General features: G+C 69.9%; 12 protein-coding genes. 1 reads left to right on the forward strand and 11 read right to left on the reverse strand.

What is annotated here, in order from left to right:
- Nucleotides 1-18: 18 nt before the first annotated feature.
- Nucleotides 19-1305 carry a nucleotide sugar dehydrogenase gene (locus CLT74_RS00820; protein ID WP_158240161.1) on the reverse strand — a complete coding sequence of 429 codons (1287 nt, stop codon included), beginning with the start codon at nucleotides 1303-1305 and terminating at the stop codon, nucleotides 19-21.
- Between the two features lie 705 nt (nucleotides 1306-2010).
- On the opposite strand from CLT74_RS00820, the gene pdxR reads away from it, so the two are divergent.
- The gene (gene pdxR / locus CLT74_RS00825) at nucleotides 2011-3498 is read left to right on the forward strand and encodes a MocR-like pyridoxine biosynthesis transcription factor PdxR (RefSeq protein WP_099844827.1); all 1488 of its coding nucleotides are present in this window, start codon (nucleotides 2011-2013) and stop codon (nucleotides 3496-3498) included.
- Here the strand turns inward: pdxR and CLT74_RS00830 are convergent.
- The 10 genes from CLT74_RS00830 to tal form a co-directional block, all read right to left on the reverse strand.
- Nucleotides 3422-4045: a phosphoribosylanthranilate isomerase gene (locus tag CLT74_RS00830; RefSeq protein ID WP_099844828.1), complete on the reverse strand. Its 624-nt coding sequence runs from the start codon at nucleotides 4043-4045 to the stop codon at nucleotides 3422-3424. The genes pdxR and CLT74_RS00830 overlap by 77 nt on opposite strands.
- Nucleotides 4046-4149: 104 nt before the next feature.
- Complete coding sequence (locus CLT74_RS00835) at nucleotides 4150-5502, reverse strand: MFS transporter (protein ID WP_099844829.1); 1353 nt, start codon at nucleotides 5500-5502, stop codon at nucleotides 4150-4152.
- Complete coding sequence (locus tag CLT74_RS00840; protein ID WP_099844830.1) at nucleotides 5499-6758, reverse strand: ATP-grasp domain-containing protein; 1260 nt, start codon at nucleotides 6756-6758, stop codon at nucleotides 5499-5501. The genes CLT74_RS00835 and CLT74_RS00840 overlap by 4 nt, the downstream gene beginning before the upstream one ends.
- Nucleotides 6759-6792: 34 nt before the next feature.
- On the reverse strand, nucleotides 6793-8019 hold the full coding sequence (locus tag CLT74_RS00845) for an ATP-grasp domain-containing protein (RefSeq protein WP_099844831.1): 1227 nt from the start codon (nucleotides 8017-8019) through the stop codon (nucleotides 6793-6795).
- On the reverse strand, nucleotides 8007-9038 hold the full coding sequence (locus CLT74_RS00850) for a Gfo/Idh/MocA family oxidoreductase (protein WP_099844832.1): 1032 nt from the start codon (nucleotides 9036-9038) through the stop codon (nucleotides 8007-8009). The genes CLT74_RS00845 and CLT74_RS00850 overlap by 13 nt, the downstream gene beginning before the upstream one ends.
- 80 nt (nucleotides 9039-9118) lie before the next feature.
- Nucleotides 9119-10375 (reverse strand): ATP-grasp domain-containing protein, encoded by a 1257-nt coding sequence (locus CLT74_RS00855; protein ID WP_099844833.1) that lies wholly within the window; start codon nucleotides 10373-10375, stop codon nucleotides 9119-9121.
- A gap of 250 nt (nucleotides 10376-10625) precedes the next feature.
- Complete coding sequence (gene pgl, locus CLT74_RS00860) at nucleotides 10626-11390, reverse strand: 6-phosphogluconolactonase (RefSeq protein ID WP_099844834.1); 765 nt, start codon at nucleotides 11388-11390, stop codon at nucleotides 10626-10628.
- A gap of 56 nt (nucleotides 11391-11446) precedes the next feature.
- Nucleotides 11447-12463, reverse strand: coding sequence for a glucose-6-phosphate dehydrogenase assembly protein OpcA (locus CLT74_RS00865; RefSeq protein WP_099844835.1), 1017 nt, complete (start codon nucleotides 12461-12463; stop codon nucleotides 11447-11449).
- Between the two features lie 103 nt (nucleotides 12464-12566).
- Nucleotides 12567-14081 carry a glucose-6-phosphate dehydrogenase gene (gene zwf / locus CLT74_RS00870; protein ID WP_099844836.1) on the reverse strand — a complete coding sequence of 505 codons (1515 nt, stop codon included), beginning with the start codon at nucleotides 14079-14081 and terminating at the stop codon, nucleotides 12567-12569.
- 314 nt (nucleotides 14082-14395) lie between these two features.
- Entirely contained in the window at nucleotides 14396-15574 is a 1179-nt protein-coding gene (gene tal / locus CLT74_RS00875; protein ID WP_099844837.1) for a transaldolase, read from the reverse strand.
- Between the last annotated feature and the right edge of the window lie 18 nt (nucleotides 15575-15592).

Here is a 15592-nt window from a genome sequence, read left to right on the forward strand (position 1 = left end):
GGGATCGGCAGGCCGGCGTCACAGGATTTCGATGTTGTCGGCCGGCGTCAGGACGTTGCGTGTGTCCAGCACCAGCGGTGCTGCGCTCCAATGCGGGTCCGCCGCGATGCGGTTGTGCGGGGTCACCAGCACGACGCAGTCCTGTGCGGCGAGTTCCGTGGGCGTCCAGGACGCCACGGGCACAACCTGGTTGTCGAGGACCATCGACGGCACCAGCGGGTCGTAGTAGCTGACCTGCGCGCCGCGGTGCCGCAGCGCCCGGATGATGTCCAGGGCCGGCGCGTTGCGCAGGTCGGCGACGCCCTCCTTGTAGCTGACGCCGACGATCAGCACCCGGGCCTGCTGGATCGTTCCGCCCCCGGCCGCGACGAGCTCCACGATCCGGTCGACGACCTGCCCCGGACGCTCGGTGATCCGTCGGTGTGCGGCCTGGACCAGGCTGAGGTCCGTGCCCGCCAGTTGCGCCAGGGGCTGGAGGAAGAGCGGATCGACCGGGATGCACTCACCGCCGACACCGGGACCCGGGTAGTGCGCGAGGAAGCCGTACGGTTTGGTCGCCGCCGCGTCGATGACTTCCCGGACCGGAATCCGCAGGTGCCGGCAGAGGTCGGACAGCTCCAGACTCAGGGCGATGTTGACCAGCCGGAAGGTGTTCTCGAAGACCTTCGCCAGCTCGGCGACCTCTGGGCTGGAGACCGGATGGACCTGCTCGCAGACCTGCTCGAACAACACGGTGGCCCGGCGGGTGCACTCGGGGGTGAGGCCGCCGACCAGTTTGGGCGTGTTGGTCATCCGCCAGCCGTCGGCGTTCGCTGGATTGATCCGCTCCGGAGCCATCGCCAGGTAGAGGTCGGTGCCGATGCGTATGCCACCCTCGCTGGTGAGCCGGCGCGCCGCAGCGGACGTGGTTCCCGGCGGAATGGTGGACTGCAACACCAGCAGCGTCCCCGGTCGCAGGTGCGGGACCACCACGGCAAGGGCGGCGTCGACGTGCGAGAGGTCGGCGACGCCGTGACTGGTCGGTGTCGGGACGCAGACGACCACGGCGTCTGCCGCCGCCATCGCGGCCGGGGACGTTCCTACCGACAACAGTGGATGCAGTTCCTCCAGCTCCAGGTCCGAGACGTCGGGCAGGTAGGACTCGCCCCGGACGATGGCGTTGATCTTCTGGGCGTCCGTGTCGAGACCGACCACTGAGAAGCCCGCCGCGGCGAAACCGGTAGCCAGCGGCAAGCCGGTGTAGCCGAGCCCGATGATGCCGACGACCGCCTTTCGGCTGGCGATGAGGCGATCGAAGTCGGCCACCTCGACAACGGTGCCGGCGCGCGGGTCCGCTGCTCTGGAATCGGTGGGCGAGCTGACCATAGTAACCATTTGTACAGCTCCAAGCGGTGGGCGTGAATGCTCGGCCACTGAGTGCCAGCGGCGATCCAATCAGCCGGCCGGTCGCCCGGCCCAGACCACTGAACGGGGACATCGGCAGACCAGGACCGGGTTACGCCACGAATCGTCTGGGTTGACCTGGGTGTCGTCCACGTATTGGTCAATCTTCGCTCGGCCGGATCGTCTCGCCGGTGCACCGTCCGGGCAGTAATTGCCGCCTATGCGATGGGCCGCTCCTGCTTCCGCACGAGGTGCATATGGCAATAGCGAGCACCAAAGCGTCGAAATGGGCGTAGTTCGGTGGTGCGGGCCGCTCGCGGCTACAGTGCGTCCGATTTCGCCTACTTTAGGTTGCCGGATCATCCCGGCGGATTTGGCTAAAGGGCGCGCTACGGGCGGCCCCTGATCCACGATGGGCACTCTGCGCCGGGTGGTCGGCGGCGTTGTTTCGTCGGCCACGATTCGGTGTCGGCTGCGCGGCGACGCTAGAATCCACTCTGCGTGCCATTGTGGGTGGGGCGGCGATCATCGGATTCGGTCATTGGTGACCGACCTAAAGTTCAGCACGTGACATCCGATGAGCAAAAGCCAAGGGCGATGCTGCCATGCTGAGGGGGCAATTCCAGAATGCCGTGGCATCTGACAATCAGCGTTTGCCGGGATGTCGACGAGCCGCTTAGTCGGCAGATCCAGAGCGCCATCAAGGAGAAGATTCGAAATGGTGTTCTCCTGCCCGGCGTGCCGCTGCCGTCGAGCCGCCTGTTGGCTCGTGACATCGGAGTGTCGCGCAGCGTGGTGGTCGAGGCGTACGAGCAGATGACCGCCGAGGGGTACCTGGAAGCCGTCCAGGGTTCGGGTACCCGCGTCGCCGCCCGGCCCGTCGTCGGCGTGGACCGGGGATCCAGTCTCGACGAGCCGTCGGTACCGGTCGTGCGCTGGGACCTCCGTGTCGGTGCGACGGACGTGACGAACTTTCCACTCCAGGAATGGCTGTCGTGCTACCAACGGGCGACGCAGAGCCTGGGGGCCAACGACTTGAGCTATCCGCCGATAACCGGCATCCCGGCGCTGCGTACGGAGTTGGCGAGCTACCTGGGCCGGGTGCGGGGCGTACGGGTGGAACCCGCCCACACCATGGTCACGATGGGCTTCGCCCACGGCCTCGGTCTGATCTGCCGGACCCTTCCGACGGTGGGCATCGACCGGATCGGTGTCGAGAATCCCGGTAGCGGCAAGCAGTTCCAGTTCATCCGCAGCACCGGCATGCGCGCGGTGCCCGTACCGGTGGATGCCGACGGCGTGGACCTCGACGCCCTGGCGCGTAGTGGTGTCCGCGCTGTCCTGATCACCGCGGCACACCAGTTTCCCACCGGGGCGATGATGTCGCTCGAACGCCGGCAAGCGCTGCTGCGGTGGGCGAGCGACGTCGACGGGATCATCATCGAGGACGACTACGACACGGAGTTCTGGTTCGACCAGCGGGAGCGACCACCGGCGATCCAGGGCAGCGACCCGGAGCGGGTCGTCTACGGCGGAAGCCTGAGCAAGGTACTCGCCCCCGGGCTGCGCCTCGGTTGGCTCGCCATGCCGGAATGGTTGTTCGGTGCGGTCGAACGAGCACGGGCCACATCGGACCAGGGCTCTGACAGCATCACCCAACTGGCGGTGTCGGAGTTCCTCCGTGCCGGCCTGCTCGACCGGCACCTGCGGCGGCTGCGGCCGAGGTACCGGTCCAGGCTGGAGACCGTCGTCCAGGCGGTACGGCGACATCTGCCCGGTGCGAGCATCAGGGGCGCGTCCGCCGGCCGTCATGTCTACGTCGAGCTGCCCCACCACGTGGACGAGGCGGCCGTCGTCGACGGCGCCCTGCGCCGGTCGGTTCTCCTGCGCGGGGGCGGGCACTTCCGTCTCGCCGAGACCCCCTGCCGCACCACCCGTCCAGCGCTTGTCATCGGCTACTCGGCGGTACGGCCCAGTGACATCAACGAGGCGCTCGCCCGCGTCGGTGAGTCCTACGCCTGGTACGCGGACCCCCGGCCTAACCGGAATGGGGCGAGCCTGACCCGTTCGATCGGGCAGCCGTTACGAATTCCGCGATCAGCCGCGGTTCCTTGATCCCCCGGCGCACCTCCACTCCGCTGGAGACGTCGACCCCCCACGGAGACAGTGCCGCGACGGCGGCCGTGACGTTGCCGGGGCTGAGGCCACCGGCCAGCATCCATCGCCCGGCCACCGGTTTCGTCCTCAGGGAGGACCAGTTCCACTGGTTGCCGGAACCCGGCTGGGGAGAGTCGATGATCAGCATGTCCTCGCCGTACGAGCCGGGTTGTAGGTCCTGCCCCTCCGCCAGCGACGTCGCCCTGATCAGGGCGACGTCCAGGTCGCGCAGCGCCTCGTAGTGCTCGCGGGGCTCGCCGCCGTGCAACTGCACCGCCCGAAGACCGGCGGTGGTCACACATTCGCGGATGACGTCGACCGGCTCACCCCGGAACACCCCGACGGTCAGCACCTGTGGCGGCACCTCGGCCGCGAGGCGGCCGGCCTCCGTCGGGGTCACTCGACGAACGCTCTCCGTCAGCATGAAGCCCACCGCGTCCACCCCGGCCCGTACGGCGGCGGCGACATCGGTCGAGGTCCTCAGGCCGCAGACTTTGATGAACAAGCATGTCCTCCTTCGACATCCATATTCTGCATCGGTGCCCGGGGCGCGACGGGAGCGCGTGCCGGGCGGGGTGGCGGTGTGGTGCCGTGGCCACGACTCGATCGCTACCTCGGGTCGCCCGAGCGCTTGAGGTTGGTGGGCATCTCGGCCTCCGGTCCCTCCGGTGCCTCGGCGATCCGTCCGGCCGGGGTGAACGCGAACACCACGGCCCCGACCATCAGGCCGATGCCGGCGATCAACAGGGCGCCTCGGGCGCTCAGGACGTTCGCCAGAACTCCGGCGAGCAGGCCGCCCAGCGGGATGACCGCCCAGGCGACGAAGCGGTAGGTGCCGCTGACCCGCCCGAGGAGACGGTTGGGGATGATCGCCTGGCGCAGCGCCACCGAGTGGATGTTGAAGATGGTGATGCCCACGCCGCTGACCACGTACCCCGCGCCGAGCAGCAGCAACTGCACCGTCGGCGAGCCGGTGGCCAGCGGCAACGCCAGTAGGCCCAGTGCTGAGGTCAGCACGCCCGCGACCATCGCCGGGCCGATCCCGAGGCGTCGCGCCAGCCCTCCCGCGATCAGTGAGCCACCGAAGGCGCCGACGCTGGCCGAGGCGATGATGAACCCCAGCAGCGCCGGCGACAGCTCCAGGTCCTTGAGGCCGTACAGGGGAAACAGCACGAGTACGACGTCGTGAAACAGGTTGAACCAGGCGGCCTGGAGGAGGACGGCCCGGAGAATGCGATGACCGAGGGTTGCCCGCAATCCCTCGCCGATCTCGCTCCACACCCCCCTGAACCCTCGGGACGTGGTGGAGCGACGTGGTTCACGGGTCTTGATGGCCAGCAAGGACGCGGCGGAGATCAGGTACGTCAGGCAGTCGACGATGATCGCGCCGGGAGCGGTGAACACCTGGATGAGCACACCGCTGAAGCCCTTGCCACCGGTCTCGGCGATGGATCGGGTGGACTGCAGCTTCGAGTTGGCCTCCACGAGCTGGGCCCGCGACACGAGCACCGGCACGTACGCCTGGTAAGCGACGTCGAACTGCGAGGTCAGGACACCGATCAGGAAGGCCACGACGTAGAGCGCCGTCATGGACAGCTGATCGGTCAGGGCGAGCAGCGGCACCACCGCCAGGATCAACGCCCGGCCGATGTTGGCACCGATGAGCAGGCCACGCCGTCGGTAACGGTCGGCCAGCACCCCGGCGAACAACGTGACCAGGGTGAAGGGCAGGTACTCGGCGACGTTGAGCAGGCCCAAACTGGTCGGTCCGGCGTCCAGGAGCAGAATCGCGGTAAGCGGTAGCGCCAACTCGGTCACTCGGGAACCGAGCATCGCGATGGTCTGTGCTCCCCAGAGCCGGAGGAAATCGGGGTGGCGCCACAGCGATGCCGCCACCTCCGGCGGTCGATCGGGCGACGGGGGGTCGGACAGCAGCGAGTCGGCTCCGCGGTCCTGGCTCACCCGTGCGTTCCGGTGGCGTCGCGCTCGGCCTGCGCCGGTGACCAGGACAGCTCGTACAGCTCGGCGGCCCGGGAGATCGCCTGCTTCACTCGTGCGGCGGTGGGCGCCCGGAACCGGAACGTGCCGGCCGTGTGGCGGGCACCGCCCGTGCCGTTGAGGACCGCGCCGGGCGGCGGCAGGGTCTCGTCGTACAGGTCGTCCACCCGGCCGCGCAGGGAACCGACCGCGTGGACGACCGCCGGGCGTACCGGTGGCTCCGGCATCATCAGGTAACCGGCCACGGTGCCGAGGTCCATCGCCGGCAGGTCCAGCTTCTCCCCGATCTGCAACCTGACCGAGGCGTCGATCAGGTCGACGCCGTACACGTCGCGCCAGACGAACCGCACCTGGCCCCCGCCGGCCCGGGCACCGATCTCCAGGAAGACCATGTCGGCGTGCTCGTCGTCGCCGATCGGCGTGTCGGTGCGGAAGAACTCCAGGTGGAACACGTCGTCGGTGAGGCCCAACGCGGCCAGCACCCGCTCGGTGTAGGAGATGACCCGCCGCTCGAACTCGGCATCGTCGTTGGCGACCGAGCCGAACGGCGTGCCCTGGGCGAAGTCGAGACATCCGGCCAGGCACTGCCAGCTCCGGACGACAAGCAGCCGACCGTCCTGGACCACCCCGTCCACCTGGTACAGCCCGCCCTCGACGAACTCTTCGCCCTCGTAGTCGGTGAACGACTCGTCGGCCAGCAGCCGGTCCAGCTCGGCCTCCGTACGGCAGACGAAGACTCCTTGACTGTCGGCACCCGCCCGGGGCTTGAGCACGATCGGCAGGCCCACCCGCCGGACCAGCTCCCGCACCTGCTCGACCGAGTTCGCCGGACCGTACGCCGGCACCCGCAGCCCGGCCTGCTCGATGTGCCGCTTCATGACCAGCTTGTCGCGGACCTTCAGTACCTCCGCCGAGTTCTTACCGGGCACGTCGAGGATGGCCCGCAACTCCGCCGCCGTCTCCAGGTCGAACTCGGACAGCGCGATGATGTGGTCGAACTGTCCGTACCGGGTGGACAACTCCTTCGCCTGAGTGGTGACCGCCGCCACGTCACCGAGATCGGGCAGCGTGACGATCGCCTCGGCGAGCTGCTCGTCCAGCGGCTCCCGACCGGCCGGCGTGGTCAGGTACGCCACCCGGTTGCTCCGGTGGTCGACGTAGCGGTGGTACTCGCCGAACTCGTTGCTCCATCGGTTGAGGATGAGAATGTGACTGGACACGGTCAACTCCTGAACGAGGCGGTGGCTGAGAAGATCATGAGAAGACGACCGCCGCGTCTGCCGCGTCGAGCAGCGCGGTCGTCTCCTGATAGGTCGCACCGGTGGCCACGACGTAGCCGAGCCGGCCCGACGAACTCCCTGGGTCCGGCACCTCGGCACCGGGCGAGTGCAGCAGGGAGATCTCCTTGATCCGAGGATCGTCGGCCACCCGGCGGCCGACCGTCATCGTCGTGAAGCGGCGGATCTCCGGCCGCAGGAAGTAACGGATGCCCGCGGTCTGTCGACGGACGCCGTGCGCCAGCGGGCCGATCGGCTCACCCAGGTGGGCCCGCACCGTGATCGCATGCATGTCGATGTCCTGGGCCAGCGACAGCAGCACCGGGATGTGATCGCCCGGCAACCTGGCCGCGAGTTCCATCAACAGCGGCCCCCGGTCGGCCAGCCGGACCTCGGCGTGGAACGGACCCAGCCCGAGACCGAGCGCGGCGACGACCCGCCGGACATAGGCGGCCATCTCGGCTGCCAGGCCGGTCGGCAGGTCGGCCGGCAGGACGTGGCCCGCCTCCACGAACCAGGGCTCCGCCCCGAGCATCTTCTCGGTGATGCACAGGACGTGTGTCACGCCGTCGTGGACGTAACCCTCGACGCTGAACTCCGGCCCCCGCACGTACTCCTCGACCAGGGCGACGGGCAACGTCTGCCGGTCCAGATAGGTGGCGGCCGGGTTGCGGATACGGTCGAACGCGGCCATCGCCTCGTCCAGCGTGTCCGCCCGACGGACGAACAGGCTGCCGGACTGGTTGACCGGCTTCACCACGCAGGGCAGGCCGACCTTGGTGACCGCGGCCTCGACCTCGTTCGGTTCGGTGACCAGCACGGCGGCGGGCTGGTCCACGGCCGCGTCGGTGACCGCCTGGCGCATCAGGTGCTTGTAGTGCAGCTTCATCGCCGCGTCGGGGTCGATCCCCGGCAGGCCCAGGTTGGCCGCCGCCCGGGCGGCGACCGGGACGTAGTGTTCGAACCCGGGTAGTACGGCACCCAGCGGCGTGGCCCGGTGCAACGTCTCCAGCATGTCGAGCACGGCCGTGTCGTCGTTCGTGTCGACGATCTTCACCTCGCTCGCGGCGGCCAACCGCTCACGGGGTACGGCTCGCTCGCCCCGGTCAGCGGTCAGCACCACCGGATCATGGCCGAGTTCCCGGGCGCGGTCGATGAGCAGGCAGCCGGACGACCTGGGCTCGATGATGATCAGCCTTGCCATGATGCGAACTCCGTCAGCTGGGGAAGCGCCACCTGAGGCGGAATGGTCACGGCGGTACTCCGGGCCTGGTCCAGCAGCTCGATGCTGCGTACGTGCATGCCGAGGTCGCCACGAGGTGGCGGGCCGGCACCGCGCCGCGAGTCGTACGCGGCCTTCAGGAACTGGGACAGCGGCAGATCCCGGACGATCTGGCGATCGCCACGACCACGGATGCGTACCTGCCCGTAGTCGTCGTCGGAGCTCAGCGGATAGTCGGCCACGATCTGGCCGTGGATGCCGGTCACCACCAGCCGGCGACGTCGGATGGGTGCGGTGAGATCGGACAGCAGGGTGCTGGTGACGGCCGATCCGTGCGTCAGCGTCACCGCGGCGCCACCCATGACGTGCCCGTACTCGTCACAGGAGGACATCGACCACCGGACGGCGGACTCGACGGCGGCGTCCGCTCCGGCCAGGTGCAACGCGAGCAGCATCTGGTGCGGCAACTCGACGTCGAAAGGCGTCGTGTGCGCGTCGGTCGCCTCCAGGTTCCGCCGGAACCGGGGCTTGCTCTGCTCCATGTGCAGAGTTGTCACCCGGCCGACCGCACCGGCGGCGACCGCGCGCTCCACCACCGTGCTCGTGGTGCTCTCCAGCCAGACGCTCACCGGCATGATGGCGATGTCGCTCGACAGGCTGGCGATCCGGTGCGCCTCCGCCACGCTTGTGGCGATCGGCTTCTCCAGGATCACCTGCCGGGCGCCGAGCGCGACGAGCTGCTCCACCCCGGCCAGGTGCGCGGCCGGGGGAGTGGTCAGGTGGAAGACCGCCCGACGCATCGGTACGGACATCGCGTGCAGGGCCCGCGCTGCTTCGGCAAGCGTCGCCACCCACTGGATCCCCGGCTGCGCCGGCACCGGACGCGGGTCCACGACGATCACGCAGTCGTCCGGGTCGAGGAACGGACGTAGCGCGCGATGGTGCAGGTCACGACCGGCTCGTCCGTAACCGACGATGACCGGCTGAAGGTCGCCTTGCATGAGGTGTCTCTCCCTAGGCCGCACCCGTGGGGCACGAAACGGAATCGAAAGGGCCACAGCCCTGCGACGACTGCGTTCCGCTAGCCGGACCGGCTCGACGACGGGGACACCGACGCGCTGATCCCGAGGGCCGGTTCGGACGGTTGTGGCTCGTCGACCAGATCCACGGTGAGCGTGCTGCGGGCCAGCTCCATCGCCGCGGTCAACGCGTCCAGGTCGGGAGCCTGGAACAGGACGTGCCCCACCCGCTGCGCCGACGAGGAGTACGGAGCGATCGTCTCGCCGGCCCGCACCTTGAGCTTGACGTCGGCCACCCACGGCTGGGCGCGCAGGGCGTCCAGGCCGTTGACGCGTGCCACCCGACCGGCCGGGAACTGCGGGAACCAGCTGGCGCCGTGCGCTCCCGGCGTCGCCGTCGAGGGCAGGGCGACGGGCAGATCCAGCGCCATGGCGATCAGCGCGGCGTACGGATCGAACCGGTGGGTGAGCGCGATGACGTCCATGATGTAGTCGCCGGGCGTGCGGACCGCGACCTCGACGATCGCCGGGCCGTCCGCGGTCATCCGGAACTCCAGATGCACGATGCCGGTCTGCATCCGCATCGCCGCCACGACGCCACGGCCCAGGCTGTCGATCGTGAACATGTCCGCACCGGACATCCGTGCGCCACCGACGTGCGCCAGCTCGACGAAGTCCGGTGGGCCGGTCGTCTCCTTCGCGGTGACGTTCTCGAAGATCACCTCACCGCCCCGGACGAGTGCCTCCCAGCTGTACTCCGTGCCGACGAGGAACTCCTCCAGCAGCACCTTCTCCTGGGGCAGCCGGGACCGGAGCACGGCGACGAGGGTGGGCTCGTCCAGCACCTGGACCACACCGGCGCTCCCGCTGCTGTGCAGCGGCTTGGCGATCACCGGATAGCGGTTCCGCGCCCAGCTGACACCCGCTTCGACATCCGGAACGATCAGGTACTTCGGTTGGCACAGCCCGGCGGTGGCGAAACAGCCACGTTGCAGGGCCTTGTTCCGTGAGACGACGGCGGCGTGCAGCGACGGGCCGGGCACGTCGAGGGCGTCCTGCACCAGAGCGGCGGCGATGACCTGCGGTTCGGCGAACCCCAGCACGCCGTCCGGTTCACACGAATAGGCGGCGGCGGTGGCCGCTGCCGCCCAGTCCTCCTCGGCGGTGCCCTCGGTGAGGATGAAGCGGTCCGCCTGCGGAGCGAGCCGGTCGCGGTGCAGCGCCGACTCGACCACGGTGACGCGTACCCCGAGGCGCTCGGCAGCTGTCAGGTAGGGGGTGCCCATGTAGCCGGCACCGATCAGCAACAGTTCCTTCACCGAAGCCCCTCCCGAGCCTGCACCGCCGCATGGTGATCCGACATTCCGGCGAGCGTGGACGAGCGAGGCTCACCTTCGGTCGGTGAGCACAGTCTTCGGCCAGGAGGGGGCGAGAGCCAGACCAGCTAGGTGACAGTCGCTGGTACCAGTTCGGCGCACCCGGCGTCGACAAGCGACGATCAGCCGGCGGTGGCGCCACCCGACGTGCCCGGGCCCTCGGTGGGCCCGGGCACGTCAGGTGCTCACGTCGTCAGCGCAGGCTGCGGAAGCGGGCCGGCAGGTCGGCCGCCGCGGCGCGGTCCAGCAGCCAGAGGGTACGTCCGGTGCCCTGGACCCCGGCCGCCGGCACCTGCACCGGGCCGGCGCCGGCCAGCGCCATGCCTACCGCGTGGGCCTTGTCGCCGCCGCCGGCCACCAGCCACACCTCCTCGGCGGTGTTGATCGCCGGCAGGGTGAGGGTGATGCGCACCGGTGGCGGCTTCGGGCTGCCCCGCACCGCGCTCACCGGGCGGCTCTCGTAGTGCACCGGGTGCTCCGGGAAGACCGAGGCGACGTGCCCGTCCTCACCGACCCCGAGCATCAGCACGTCGAAGTGGGGCAGCACTGCGGTGCCGGGCCGGGCTGCCCGGGCGAGTTCGGCCGCGTACCGGGCGGCGGCCTCCTCCGGGTCGGCACCGCCGTCCGAGGCCGGCATGGCGTGGATCCGGGCCGGGTCCACCGGCAGCGCGTCGAGCAGCGCCGCACGGGCCTGGGTCTCGTTGCGCTCCGGGTCGCCGGCCGGCAGGAACCGCTCGTCGCCCCACCAGAAATCGACCCGGGACCAGTCGACCGCGTCCCGGGCGGGCAAGGTGCCCACCGCCCGGTAGACCGCGGCGGCGATCCGACCGCCGGTGAGCACCACCGATGCCTGACCGCGTTCGGCCTGTGCGTCGAGCAGCCGCACCACCAGTCGGGCCGCGACCGCCTGCGCCAGCAGGTCGGCGTCGGCGTGTACGGCGACACTCGCCTCACTCATGGTGTCCTTCCGGGACCGCGTGGCGGTCGCTGTCGTGCGTAGCTGAGAGGTGGGGGTCAGGAGGCACTGCTCGTCGTGGAATGCGCGGTGACGCCGGCCTCGGCCCGTTGGGCGGTGGCCGGATCCCTCCAGACGTGCACCCGCTGGCTGGGCCGCCGGTCCAGGTTGGTGAGCCCGGCGAAGGCACCCAACGCCTCCGCGTACACCTGGTCGGTGCCGAGCCGACGCAGTTCCTCGGCCAGTTCGTCGCCGAGCGGCCGGCGCACCAGCGGCAGGATCCGATCCTCCTGGCCGGTACGCCGGAAGGTGGCCACGCTGTCCTCGCGGGTGAGGGTCAGCTCGTCGCCGTTGCCGCAGCGCAACTGCACCTCCCGCATCCGGGGAAACTCGCGGGTGCGGTCCCAGCGCGGCTTGATGCCGAGCCGGCTGCGCAGCCAGCCCCGCATCAGCGCGGCTGTCGGGTCGGTCGGCGGTGCGACCACCACCGCCTCGGTCAGCTGCGCGTCGGTGGTGTCGAAGGCGCCGGCCACCAGGGTGCGCCACGGGGTGATCCTGGTCCAGGCGAGGTCGGTGTCACCGGAGGCGTAGTCGCGGGCCCGCTGCCGCAGCGCCGCGATCGGGTCGGCGGCCTGCGCGGAGTCGGTGATCCGCCGGTCGGCCACCACACCGAGGAAGTCGGTGGCGATCTCCTCCGGCGGCTCACCGTGCCACCAGGTGACCACCGGAACGTCCGGCACCAGCAGCGGCATCACCACCGACTCGGCGTGCAGCGCCAACCGCCCGTACATCCGCATCACCACGGCCTCGCAGGGGCCCAGCCGCCCACCGACCACGATCTCGGCGTCCAGCCGGTTGCGGTCCCGGTCCACGTCGGAGCGGACCACCACCAGTAGCCGGCAGGGATGTGCGGCGGCGGCGATGGTGGCCGCCGCCTCAGCCTCGCGGACCCGCTTCTCATCCACCACCACGATCAGGGTCAGCGCCATGCCGCTGGCCACGCCGCCCGCGCTGCGCCGTTCCGCGGCGAGCGCCTTGACCACCTCGTTGCCGGTGGTGTCCCACAGTCCGATCACCGCAGCCTCCTGCTTCGCTCGCCTCGCGCCGCCGCCTCGCTTCGCTCACCGGCGGCGCGAGGCGCCACGCTACTGAGCCTGATGGTTCGCTCGCTACGCTCGCTCACGCCCGCCGCCAGGCCCGGCCCTCGCGGGCCAGCATCTCGTCGGCGGCCCGCGGGCCCCACTCGCCGGACCGGTAGGGTTCGGGCTTCGTGCCCTCCCAGGCGACCTCCAGCGGATCCACCACGGCCCAGCTCTGCTCGACCTCGGCGGCGTCCGGGAAGAGTGTCCGGTCGCCGATCAGCACATCCAGCACCAGCCGCTCGTACGCCTCCGGACTGGACTCGGTGAACGCCTCGCCGTACTGGAAGTCCATCGCGATGTCGCGGACCTCCATCGTGGTGCCGGGCACCTTGGAACCGAACTTGAGCACGACGCCCTCGTCCGGCTGGACCCGGATCACCAACTGGTTGTTGCCGAGCATCTCCATGTCGGCAGCGGTGAACGGCAGGTGCGGGGCCTGCTTGAACACCACGGCGACCTCGGTGACCCGCCGCGGCAGCCGCTTGCCGGCCCGGATGTAGAACGGCACCTCCGCCCAGCGGCGGTTCTGGATGCCGAGCCGCACCGCCACGTACGTCTCGGTGGTCGACGTCGACGGGACGCCGTCCTCCTCCAGGTAGCCCCTGGCCCGCTGCCCACCGACCCAGCCCGGCAGGTACTGACCGCGTACCGTGCCCTCGCTGACGTCCCTGGGCAGCGTGATGGCCTTGAGCACCTTGAGCTTCTCGGCCCGGATCTCGTCGGCGTCGAAGCTTGTCGGCTCCTCCATCGCCACCAGAGCGAGCAGTTGCAGCAGGTGGTTCTGCAACACGTCGCGGGCGGTGCCGACCGAGTCGTAGAAGCCCGCCCGACTGCCGATCCCGACGTCCTCGGCCATGGTGATCTGCACCGAGTCGACGTACTGCGAGTTCCACAACGGCTCGAAGAGGCTGTTGGCGAAGCGCAGGGCCAGGATGTTCTGGACCGTCTCCTTGCCCAGGTAGTGGTCGATGCGGAAGACGTCCTGCCGGGTGAAGACGTCGTCGACCAGGTCGTTGAGCGCCTTGGCCGAGGGCAGGTCGTGGCCGAACGGCTTCTCCACCACCACCCGGCGCCAGCCGCCGCACTTCTCGTTGTCGGCCATGCCGGTGCGGGCCAACTGCTTGAGCACCACCGGGAAGGCCGCCGGTGGGATGGAGAAGTAGAAGGCCGCGTTGCCGTGGATGCCGTGGCTGTCGCGCAGACCATCCAGGCAGCGCGCGAGATTGTCGAACGCGGTGTCGTCGTCGAACGACCCACCGACGAACTTGATGTTGTGTTCGAGCCGGGACCACACCTCCTCCCGCCACGGTGTCCGGGAGTGGGCCTTGGCCGCCTCGCGGGCCAGCGAAGCGAAATCGCCGTCGCCCCAGTCCCGCCGGGCGAACCCGACGACCACGAAGCCGGGTGGTAGCAGCCCCCGGTTGGCCAGGTCGTAGATCGCGGGTAGCAGTTTCTTCTGGGCCAGGTCACCGGTCACCCCGAAGATCACCAGAGCGCACGGCTCCGGGATCCGGGGCAGTCGCCGGTCCTGCGGGTCGCGCAGCGGGTTCACGCTGCCTCCTCGCTCCGCTCGTCCACGTCGTCAATCGTCATGCCCGTAGCGACCCACCGCGCCGCGACCGGTCCGGGTCCGTCTGCCGCTCGGTCGGGTGCCGGCGTGGCGGCGGACGTCCCCCGACCGGCCAGGGGCACCGGTCACCGCCGGCGACTCCGCCCAGGAGTACGGGTTTCCGGGCACCGGTAGATCAACGCCGACCGTACCGGTTGTCTGAAGAAGCTACTCACCTGCGAACCACTCGCGTACCACCGCCGACCCACGCCGCCACCCGGTCCAGGTGGCGGCGTGGGTGTCGCCGGACGGCACCGTCACGCATTTCCTCCGGCACGCACGGCGGCGTCGGCGTTGCCCCGGGCGGCGTCGCTGGGGTTGCTGCTGCCCTGACCCGCGGCGGCCAGCGACTTGCGGACGCCGTCGAGCAGTTCCTGCCAGCTGGCCTCGAACTTCTCCACGCCCTCCCGCTCCAACGTGGCGATCACGTCGGCCAGGTCCACGCCGGCCGACTCCAGGGCGGCGAAGACCCCCCGGGCGTCGTCGTACGCGCCGGTGACGGTGTCCGGGTGGGTCTCACCGTGCTCGGCGTACGCGTGGATGACCGACTCCGGCATGGTGTTGACCGTGCCGGGCGCGATCAGCTCCTCGACGTAGATGACGTCCCGGTAGTCCGGGTTCTTGGTCGAGGTGGACGCCCAGAGCGGCCGCTGCGGGTGCGCCCCGGCGTCGGCAAGTGCCTGCCACCGGTCCGAGGAGAACACCTCGCTGTAGCGCTCGTACGCCAGCCGCGCGTTGGCCACCGCGGCCTTGCCCCGCAGCGCCTTGGCCGGCTCCGAACCGATCTTCTCCAGCCGCTTGTCCACCTCGCTGTCCACCCGGGAGATGAAGAACGACGCCACCGAGGCGATCTTCGACAGGTCGTGGCCGTTCTCCCGGGCCTGCTCCAGGCCGGTGAGGAACGCCTCCATCACCTGCGAGTAGCGGTCCAGCCCGAAGATGAGGGTGACGTTGACGCTGATCCCCTCGGCCAGGGCGGCGGTGATCGCCGGCAGACCGGCCTCGGTCGCCGGGATCTTGATGAACAGGTTCGGCCGGTCCACCAGCCACCACAGGGCCTTGGCCTCGGCGATGGTCTTGGCCGAATCGTGTGCCGAACGCGGGTCCACCTCGATCGACACCCTGCCGTCGACGCCGTCGCTGGCCTCGTACGCCGGGCGCATCACGTCACAGGCCCACCGCACGTCGTACGTGGTGAGCATCCGGACGGCCTCTTCCACGTCCACGTCGCGGGTGGCCAGGTCACGCAGCTGCCAGTCGTAGGTGTCGGCGTCGCTCAGCGCCTTGGCGAAGATGGTCGGGTTGGTGGTCACCCCGACCACGTGCTGCTCCCGGCGCAGCTGGTCCAGCCCGCCGGAACTGAGTCGTACCCGGGAAAGGTCGTCGAGCCAGACCGCCACTTTCGCAGCGGTCAGTTCGCCCAGTCGGTCAGTCATGTTGCGCCAGCGCTCCCC

Source organism: Verrucosispora sp. CNZ293, from assembly GCF_002754655.1.